Source organism: Zetaproteobacteria bacterium, from assembly GCA_003696765.1.
Lineage (GTDB): Bacteria > Pseudomonadota > Zetaproteobacteria > Mariprofundales > J009 > RFFX01.
The window spans coordinates 19060-27319 of sequence record RFFX01000081.1 but is presented as its reverse complement, the minus strand read 5'-3'; the positions used below and the strand labels follow the sequence as shown (position 1 = coordinate 27319).

7 protein-coding genes are annotated in these 8260 nt (G+C 68.4%); all 7 read right to left on the bottom strand.

Annotated elements, in window-relative coordinates:
- Positions 1-235 precede the first annotated feature (235 nt).
- Positions 236-1048: an FHA domain-containing protein gene (locus tag D6682_07840; GenBank protein RMH50128.1), complete on the bottom strand. Its 813-nt coding sequence runs from the start codon at positions 1046-1048 to the stop codon at positions 236-238.
- The gene (glmM, locus tag D6682_07835; GenBank protein ID RMH50132.1) at positions 1045-2400 is read right to left on the bottom strand and encodes a phosphoglucosamine mutase; all 1356 of its coding nucleotides are present in this window, start codon (positions 2398-2400) and stop codon (positions 1045-1047) included. The genes D6682_07840 and glmM overlap by 4 nt, the downstream gene beginning before the upstream one ends.
- 32 nt (positions 2401-2432) lie before the next feature.
- Entirely contained in the window at positions 2433-3125 is a 693-nt protein-coding gene (locus tag D6682_07830) for a hypothetical protein (GenBank protein RMH50127.1), read from the bottom strand.
- On the bottom strand, positions 3110-3817 hold the full coding sequence (locus tag D6682_07825) for a diadenylate cyclase (GenBank protein RMH50131.1): 708 nt from the start codon (positions 3815-3817) through the stop codon (positions 3110-3112). Before D6682_07825 ends, D6682_07830 begins: the two co-directional genes overlap by 16 nt.
- A 98-nt stretch (positions 3818-3915) precedes the next feature.
- On the bottom strand, positions 3916-4977 hold the full coding sequence (locus D6682_07820) for a chorismate synthase (GenBank protein RMH50126.1): 1062 nt from the start codon (positions 4975-4977) through the stop codon (positions 3916-3918).
- A 2-nt stretch (positions 4978-4979) separates the two neighbouring features.
- Positions 4980-5768, bottom strand: coding sequence for an enoyl-ACP reductase (locus tag D6682_07815; protein RMH50125.1), 789 nt, complete (start codon positions 5766-5768; stop codon positions 4980-4982).
- Between the two features lie 172 nt (positions 5769-5940).
- Positions 5941-8250 (bottom strand): flagellar hook-basal body complex protein, encoded by a 2310-nt coding sequence (locus D6682_07810; protein RMH50124.1) that lies wholly within the window; start codon positions 8248-8250, stop codon positions 5941-5943.
- Positions 8251-8260: the final 10 nt, after the last annotated feature.

Below are 8260 nucleotides of genomic sequence, written 5' to 3'. Positions count from 1 at the left end.
CGATCGCCTTACAAATCCGTCGCTTGCATGCGCAACCTCCGGATTTGCGCGACCATCCTGGTCGCGGATGCCGCCTTCTTACGAAGCCGTCATCCATGATCGCATCGCAAAAAGTCCGTCCGTGGACTTTTTGCTCGACAGGGATCGAAGAGCGCGGTCTTCTATCTCCTTATAAATCAATCGCTTGCTTACGCAAGCCCTTGATTTGCGCGGCCGTCCGTGGCCGCGCCCCGCGTTACGCTCCGCCCCCCGCCGGCACCTCGATCCACAGCACGAAGGGGGAGTCGGCCCGACCCAGCTGCACGCGGTGGCGCCCCGGGGTCAGGTGAAGCTCCTCATCGGCCGCCCCCCCGCCGATCTGCACGCCGTCGACCAGCGTGCCGTAGTGGGAGTGACGGTCGACCAGGTAGTAGTCGTCACCGCGCCGGTCGATCAGGCAGTGCTTGCGCGACACATGATAGGGCGCATGCTCCTCGATGACCAGATCGTTGTGCCAGAGCGAGAAGAAAGAGAGCTTGCCGTCGTCGCGTCCCCGCCCGATATGGAAGGGGAAACGCTCCACCTCCACCGGCGCATCGCCCACCTGCGCGCGCATCGCATCACTCTCCGCACGCAGCCGCAGCCGATCGACCCTGCGCTCTTCCTCCCGCAACTGAGACTCCAGCTCCAGCAAGCGGTGGTTCATCCGCCGCAGCCGGGCGAAGAGCGACTCCATCACCATGCGGGCCAGTGGGGAGCGGACCGCATCCATGAAGCCCTCCAACGTCATCCTGTGGACGGTGACCGCACCGTCGGCGACCACCGACGCCGATGCCGGCACATCGCACATCAGGCTCATCTCGCCGAAGATCTCCCCCTGCCGCAGCCAGGCGAGGACCACCTCGTGCCCCTGTTCGTCGACCGTGGTCACCTTCACCACCCCTTCGACCACGAAGAAGACCGCCGGGGATTTCGTCCCCTCGGCGACGATCACCTCGCCGTCGGAGAACTCGATGCGCTCCGCCCGGCCCTCCCCGGCCGCACCATCCGGATCCTGCGACGTACTCATCCATCACCTCCCAACATCGCCTCGAGATCCGCGACAAGCTCCCCGCCCACCTCCTCCAGCAGATCGCGCTGCTCCGCCTCGACCATCACCCTGAGCTTCGGCTCCGTCCCCGACATGCGCACGAGCACCCGCCCGGCATCGCCCAGCCGCGCCTCCGCCCGGGCCAGCAGCTCCTGCACCCCTGCATGGGCTGCGACATCGATCGGCTCAGGCAGTACGATGTTCCACAGCCGCTGCGGAAAGAGGGTCAGCCCTGCCGCCAAGCGTGACATCGGCGCCCCGGCGTCGGCCCGCGCACAGAGCAGCTGCAACGCGGTCAACAGGCCATCGCCGGTGGTGTTGCAGTCGCTCATGATGATGTGGCCCGACTGCTCCCCCCCCAGGTTGCAGCCGGTCTGCCGCATCATCTCCAGCACGTAGCGGTCCCCCACCGGCGCCCGGTGGAGCCGAAGCCCCAGCCCCTCCAGATAACGGGCAAGCCCCATGTTGCTCATCACCGTCGCCACCACGCCGTCGCCCCGCATCCAACCGTGGCGCTGCTGGTGCGTGGCAAGCGTAGCCAGGATACGATCGCCGTCCAGGATCCCCCCCCGCTCGTCGCAGGCGATGAGCCGGTCGCCGTCCCCGTCGAGGGCGAAGCCGACATCGGCGCTGTGGGCACGCAGCGCGCCGACCATCGCCGCCGGATGGGTCGAACCGCACTGGCGGTTGATGTTGTAGCCGTCCGGCCGATCGTGAATGGCCACCACCGTGCATCCAAGCTCGCGCAGGATCGCCGGCGCCACCTGATAGGCGGCGCCGTTGGCGCAGTCGACCACCACCTTCAGCCCGTCGAAGCGGGCGCCGCGCGGCAGCGCCGCCTTGAGAAACTCGATATAACGGCCGCGCGCATCCCCCACCCGCACCGCCTTGCCGATCTCCAGCGCCGGCGGCAGCGCCGGCGGCTCCTCCAACGCCCCCTCGATCTCCAGCTCCACCGCGTCGGGCAGCTTGAAGCCGTCGCCGCCGAAGAACTTGATGCCGTTGTCACCGGCCGGATTGTGCGAGGCGGAGATCATCACCCCGGCATCGGCGCGCAGGCTGCGGGTCAGGTAGGCCACCGCCGGCGTCGGGATCGGCCCGACCAACTGCACGTTCATCCCCTGCGCGGTCAGCCCGGCGCAGAGCGCGCTCTCGATCATGTAGCCGGAGAGCCGGGTATCCTTGCCGATCAGGATGTGCGGCTGGTGGGCGAGGTGGCGGGTCAGCACGAAGCCGGCCGCCCGCCCCAGACGCAGGGCGAACTCGGCGGTCATCGGCGGGGTGTTGACCCGGCCGCGCACCCCGTCGGTGCCGAAGTAGCGCCGCGTCACGCCGGCGCCCACCTCCCGCGCCGACACCCGCCCTAATCCTGCGGCGGGGCGGCCACCCGGGAGAGCACCCCGGAGACTTTCACCTTGCGCTCGGCATCGACCATCCGCACCGCCCGACCGGTCGGGCTCACCACCCGCGCCTCCATGGTGAACCCTCCCTCCCGCAGCGGGGGACGCAGCGTCTCGGTGTCGAGCCCGGAGAGGGCGTCGAGCCACACCTCGGGGCCGGCCACCTGCACCTGCGCCGGTTCGACGGTCAGCCGATCGACCCGCCACTGCTCGGGAATGTCGATCGCCGCCCGCACCGGCAGCCGGCGGGAGACCACCCGATCGACCTGCAGCTGCACCCGGTCGGGCTGGATCTTGACGATGTTCATGCCGGCGGGCAGGCGCACATCCTGCACGCTGATCGCCCGATCGATCACCCCCGGTTTGTCGATGTCGCTCGCATCGATGGTGATGCGCACATCGCCGTCGCTCAACCGGTTGATCCGCGCCTGCAGCCCGCTGATGGTCACCCGCACCGTCTCCGGCAGGTCGTTGACCACCACCAGCGCCTTGTCCAGCCCGCGCACCTGCAGCGGGGCATCAATCCCGACCGAACCGACGCCGGAGCCATGCACCTGGAACCAGAGGGCGAAGGCGATCACCACCGCCCAGATCCGCATCGAGTGGCGGCGCAACAACAGGCGCAACCCGCGCAGCCCGCTCAGCTCCGATCCCACAGCCGTCCCAAGCGGGCGAACCAGCCGGCCGCCGCCTCACCCTCCTCGACGGTCAGCTCCTGCAACAGCCTCTGCCGTAGCTGTCGCGGCGCCAGCGCGGCGCTCATCCTCCCCTCGCTGACCAGATGGATGTCACGCCGCTCCTCGGAGACGACGACGACCAGCGCATCGCTCTCCTCGGTGACGCCGACCGCCGCCCGATGGCGGGTGCCGAAGGTACCGGAGATGGCCCGTGCCTGGGCCAGCGGCAGCAGCGCCCGGGCGGCGACGATGCGCCCCCCCCGCGCATCCGGCCGGATGACCACCGCGCCGTCGTGCATCGGCGCCGCCGGACAGAAGAGCGCGGCGATCAGATCGCCATCCACCGGGGCATCCATCTCCACCCCCGTCTGACAGATCTGGCGCAGACCGGTGGTCCGCTCGATCACCAACAGCCCCCCCCAGCCGCGCTCGACCAGTAGCTTGCAGCCGGCCACCAACGCATCGACCAGCTTCGTCCGCGCACCGCCGCGCAGCTGCATCGGATTGCGCGCCACCCGCATCAATCCGCGCCGGATCTCGTTCTGGAACAGGATCACCAGAATCACGACGAAGACCGAGAAAAACTGATCGAAGAGCCACTCCAGCGTCAGCAGTCCGAAGAAGCCGGCCAGCTCGTAGATCACCACCAGCACCAGCAGCCCGAGCAGCATCTGCTCGGCCCGCGTCCCCTTGATCAGGTGGAGGACGGCGTAGACGAAGAGGGTGACCAGCAGGATGTCGACCGCATCGACCAGCCCGAAGGAGAGGCTCACAGCCGCGCCCCGCGCTGCCGCAGCAGGAAATCGGCCAGCACCAGCGCCATCATCGCCTCGGCGATCGGCACCGCGCGGATGCCGACGCAGGGGTCGTGCCGCCCCTTGGTGACGATCTCGGTCTCGTTGCCCGCGGTGTCGATGGTCGGCCGCGGGCGGGCGATCGACGAGGTCGGCTTGAGCGCCAGCCGCACACGGACGGGCTCGCCGTTGCTGATCCCCCCCAGGATGCCGCCGGCGCGGTTGCCGGCAAAACCGTCCGCGCGGATCGGATCGCCGAACTCGGAGCCGCGTGCGGTCACGCAGGCGAAGCCGTCGCCGATCTCCACCCCCTTGACCGCCGGAATGGAGACCATCGCCTTGGCCAGCTCGGCATCCAGCCGGTCGAACACCGGCTCGCCCAGCCCCGCGGCCACGCCCTCGGCCACCACCACCACCGCCGCGCCGATCGAATCGCGCGCCCGCCGCGCCGCCTCCACCTCCTCGGCCATCGCCTCCGCCGCCCGGGCGTCGGGGCAGAAGAGGGGGTTGCGCGCGATCTCCGCCCGGTCGAAACGGGCGGGGTCGGCGCGCACGGCACCGACCTGGTCGACCCAGCCGTAGATCTCGACGCCGAAACGGGCGAGCAGCTTGCGGGCGATGGCGCCGCCGGCCACGCGCATCGCCGTCTCGCGCGCCGACGAACGGCCGCCGCCGCGATAATCGCGCAGCCCGTATTTGTGGAAATAGGTGTAGTCGGCATGACCGGGGCGGAACTTGTCCCGGATCTCCTCGTAGTCGCCGCTGCGCTGGTCGGTGTTGCGGATGAGCAGCGCGATCGGCGTGCCGGTGGTCACCCCCTCGAAGACGCCGGAGAGGATCTCGACCCGATCGGCCTCCCGCCGCTGGGTGGTCAGCCGCGACCGGCCGGGACGGCGGCGATCGAGGTCGGGCTGGATGTCGGCCTCGGAGAGCGGCAGGCCGGCGGGGCAGCCATCGACGATGGCCACCAACCCCGCGCCGTGCGACTCACCGGCGGTGGAGAGACGAAAGCACCGTCCGTAGATCGATCCGGACACGGTCAGGCGTCGGGCGCCCCCGGATCACCGGCCCCGACATGGAAGCCGGCATCGACATAATGCACCTCCCCCGTGATCCCCGATGCGAGATCGGAGAGGAGGAAGGCGGTGGCGTTGCCCACCTCGAGCTGGGTCACGTTGCGCCCGAGCATCGAGCCGCGGGCGCTCTTGGCCATCAGGCGGCGGAAATCGCCTACCGCCGAGGCGGCCAGGGTGCGGATCGGCCCGGCGGAAACGGCGTTGACCCGGATGCCGTCGCGGCCGAGATCGGCCGCCAGATACCGCACCGCCGACTCCAGCGCCGCCTTGGCCACCCCCATGACATTGTAGTTGGGCACCGCGCGCACGCTGCCCAGGTAGCTCATCGTCACCATACTGCCGCCGGCGGACATCATGGCGGCCGCCCGACGGGCGACGGCGATCATCGAGTAGGCGGAGATATCGAGCGCCAGATGGAAATCCTCCCGACTGGTGCGAATGAAGGGCTCCTTGAGCGTCTCCTTGTTGGCGTAGGCGATCGAATGAACCACGAAGTCGATCTCCGACCAGTGCTCCCGCACCCGGTCGAAGAAGGCGTCGATCGCCGCATCCTCGGCGACGTCGAGCGGTGCCAGGAAGGCGGCATCGACCGACCCGGCCAGCGGCCGCACCCGCCGCTCCAACGCCTCGCCGAGGTAGCTGAAACCGAGCTCGGCCCCCTCGCGGCGGCAGGCCTGCGCCACCCCCCAGGCGATCGATTTGTCGTTGGCCACACCGAGGATCAACCCCTTCTTCCCAGCCAGAATAGCCATGCCACCTCCCTCAGGAGCTCGATTCGGCGCCAAGGATAGCGTGGTCGACGGCAGAAAGTCACCCGAGGGGGAAACGGCCTCCTCCCACGACGGCGGAAGGGAAGGGGAACACCCTTCCCTTTCGGCGGCTGGAAGGCCGGTTGCCGTCGCGAAGGACGATGCGACGTTATGTCTACCGCTTGAGCTGCATCAGCGAGGCGAGCATCTGGTCGGTGGTGGTGATGGTCTTGGAGTTGGCCTCGTAACCACGCTGCACCACGATCAGCTTGACGAACTCCCCGGCCAGATCGACATTGGACTGCTCCAGGCCGAAGGGGGAGATCGAACCCATGCCGCCGTTGCCCGGCTTCTCCATCACCGGCGAGCCGGAGGCGATCGTCTCCTGCTGCAGGTTGTTGCCCACATGGGAGAGCACATCCGGGTTGGGGAAGTTGGCCAGCGCCACCTGGAACAGCGGACGCCGCTGACCGTTGGTGAAGACCCCGAAGATCCGCCCGGTGGAGTCGGTCTCCAGCTTGTCGAGGAAGCCGGAGGTGAAGCCGTCGCGGGTCATCTGCCGGGTGGCGAACGAACCGGCCATCTGCACCACGCCGTCCAGACCCTTGCCGCCGGTGGTCCCCTGCGCATCCACCGTGGTGGCCGAACCCATGTTGAAGTTGATCTGGCTGGAGTTGGCCCCGTTCCACGGCAGGGTGATCTTGGGGGAGAACTCCCGCACCAGCGCGCCGTTGGCGTCGAAGACCATCGACTGCGGCCCCACCCCGGTGATGCCGGTGGTCGCCGTGCTGCTGGTCGCAGGATTGCTGACCAGACCAGCGCCGAGGGTGGTATTCGCCGGCACGGTGATGTCCGCCGTCCCGACCACGGTGTAGACCCCCTGCGCGGCCATGGTCTTGTTGCTGCTGGTCACCGCCGTCGAGAGCTTGGTGTTGGCCGTCCAGGAGACCGTGGAGGTGTTGACCACGCCGTTCTCGTCCTGCAGCGAGCCCGGAGGGAAGGTGATGGTGCTCGACCCGGCCACGGTCAGGGCGTCGGCGGTGATGGTCGCCCCCACACCGTTGGAGTTGACCGCCTGACCGTTGGTGCTGTTCTGGGCGTAGAGGGTGGTGGGCAGCGTGCCGTTGGCCACGGTGGTGGTGGCGTTGCTGATCGAGTTGTGGCCGGGCAGGTAGATGTTGCCGGCGGAGACCACCGTCGGCGGCACGATGGAGCCGGCGTTCACCGTCACCGCGGCCGTCCCGAGCGACGAGGCGGTGGAGATCCGGTAGGGACCGGTAGCCGAAAGCCCTGCGGCGGAGGCGGCGGCGCTCATCGTCTGGGCCGCCGTCCATGTCACCGTGGCCGATGTCCCCGCCTCATCGGATATGGTGACGGTCAACGTCTTGTTGGTGGTGGTCGTCGGATCGATCACCGTCCCCACCTCGAGCGTGGTGTTGGCGGGGATCGTGCTGTTGGTCGCGTTGTAGGTCGGCGACGGCGTCACCGAGGTGTTGAGGGTGAACAACCCGGAGGTGGAGAGCGAGCCGACCGAGGCCTGGGATGCGACCGAGCCCAAGGTCTGGCCGGCCGTCCATGTGATCGCGGCGATGTTGGTGGTGCCGAACTGGTCGGTGAGCGCCCCCTTGGGGATGATGATGGTCTGGTCGGTCACCGTGTCGGAGCTGAGCACGGTGTTCTGCGGCCAGACCGTGCCCGCCGGAATGACCGGGGTGTTGATGTCGTAGATGCCGCCTCCGATCTCCACCGGCGTAGTCGGGGTGGAGGAATCCGCCCCCTTCAGCTCGTTGCCGGCCACCGCCACGTGCCAGTCCCACACCGTCTGGCCGTTGGCGTCCAGCCCCTGCTTGACGAAGTAGAGGCTCACCGCGTGGGTGGCGCCGAGCGAGTCGAAGATGTTGACGTCGGACTTGTAGTTGTAGGTGGTGGCGTCGTTGGGATTGAAGGCGCTGCCCGGCTTGACCGCATTGGAGTCGATGGAGACCCCGACATCCACCTTGGTCGTCGCCGAGGCCTGGGCGGCCAGGTTGGCGAAGGTGATGTCCCCCACGTTGCCGGTGGCCGCACCGGTGGTGTCGGTCTTCCACCCCTGGACGATGAAGCCCTGGCCGTCGATCAGGTTGAAATCCTTGTCGAGGAAGAAGGCGCCGGCGCGGGTGTAGAAGGTCTGGCCGCTGGCCGGGTCGCGCAAGGCGAACATCCCCCGTCCGTTGATCGCCATGTCGGTGGCGTTGGTGGTGCTCTGGATGCTCCCCTGCTGGGAGTCGCGGGTGATCTGGGCGATGCGCACACCGTTGCCCACCTGGTTGGCGATGTTGGAGCGAGAGACGTTGACCGTCTGCGAGAGCACGTCGGAGAAGACCACGTTCTGTGCCTTGAATCCGAGCGAGTTGACGTTGGCGATGTTGTCGCCGATCACGCGCACCGCCTCACCGAACGAGGAGAGGCCGCTCGCGCCTGTGAAGAGTGCATTGTAGATACCCATGAGATCCTCC

Bases quoted from the DNA above. Each gene is read 5' to 3' on its own strand.
- D6682_07825 (RMH50131.1), bottom strand. From the start codon at position 3,817: ATGCTGCTCGGGCTGCTGGTGCTGGTGGTGATCTACGAGCTGGCCGGC.
- D6682_07815 (RMH50125.1), bottom strand. From the start codon at position 5,768: ATGGCTATTCTGGCTGGGAAGAAGGGGTTGATCCTCGGTGTGGCCAAC.
- D6682_07810 (RMH50124.1), bottom strand. From the start codon at position 8,250: ATGGGTATCTACAATGCACTCTTCACAGGCGCGAGCGGCCTCTCCTCG.
- D6682_07840 (RMH50128.1), bottom strand. From the start codon at position 1,048: ATGAGTACGTCGCAGGATCCGGATGGTGCGGCCGGGGAGGGCCGGGCG.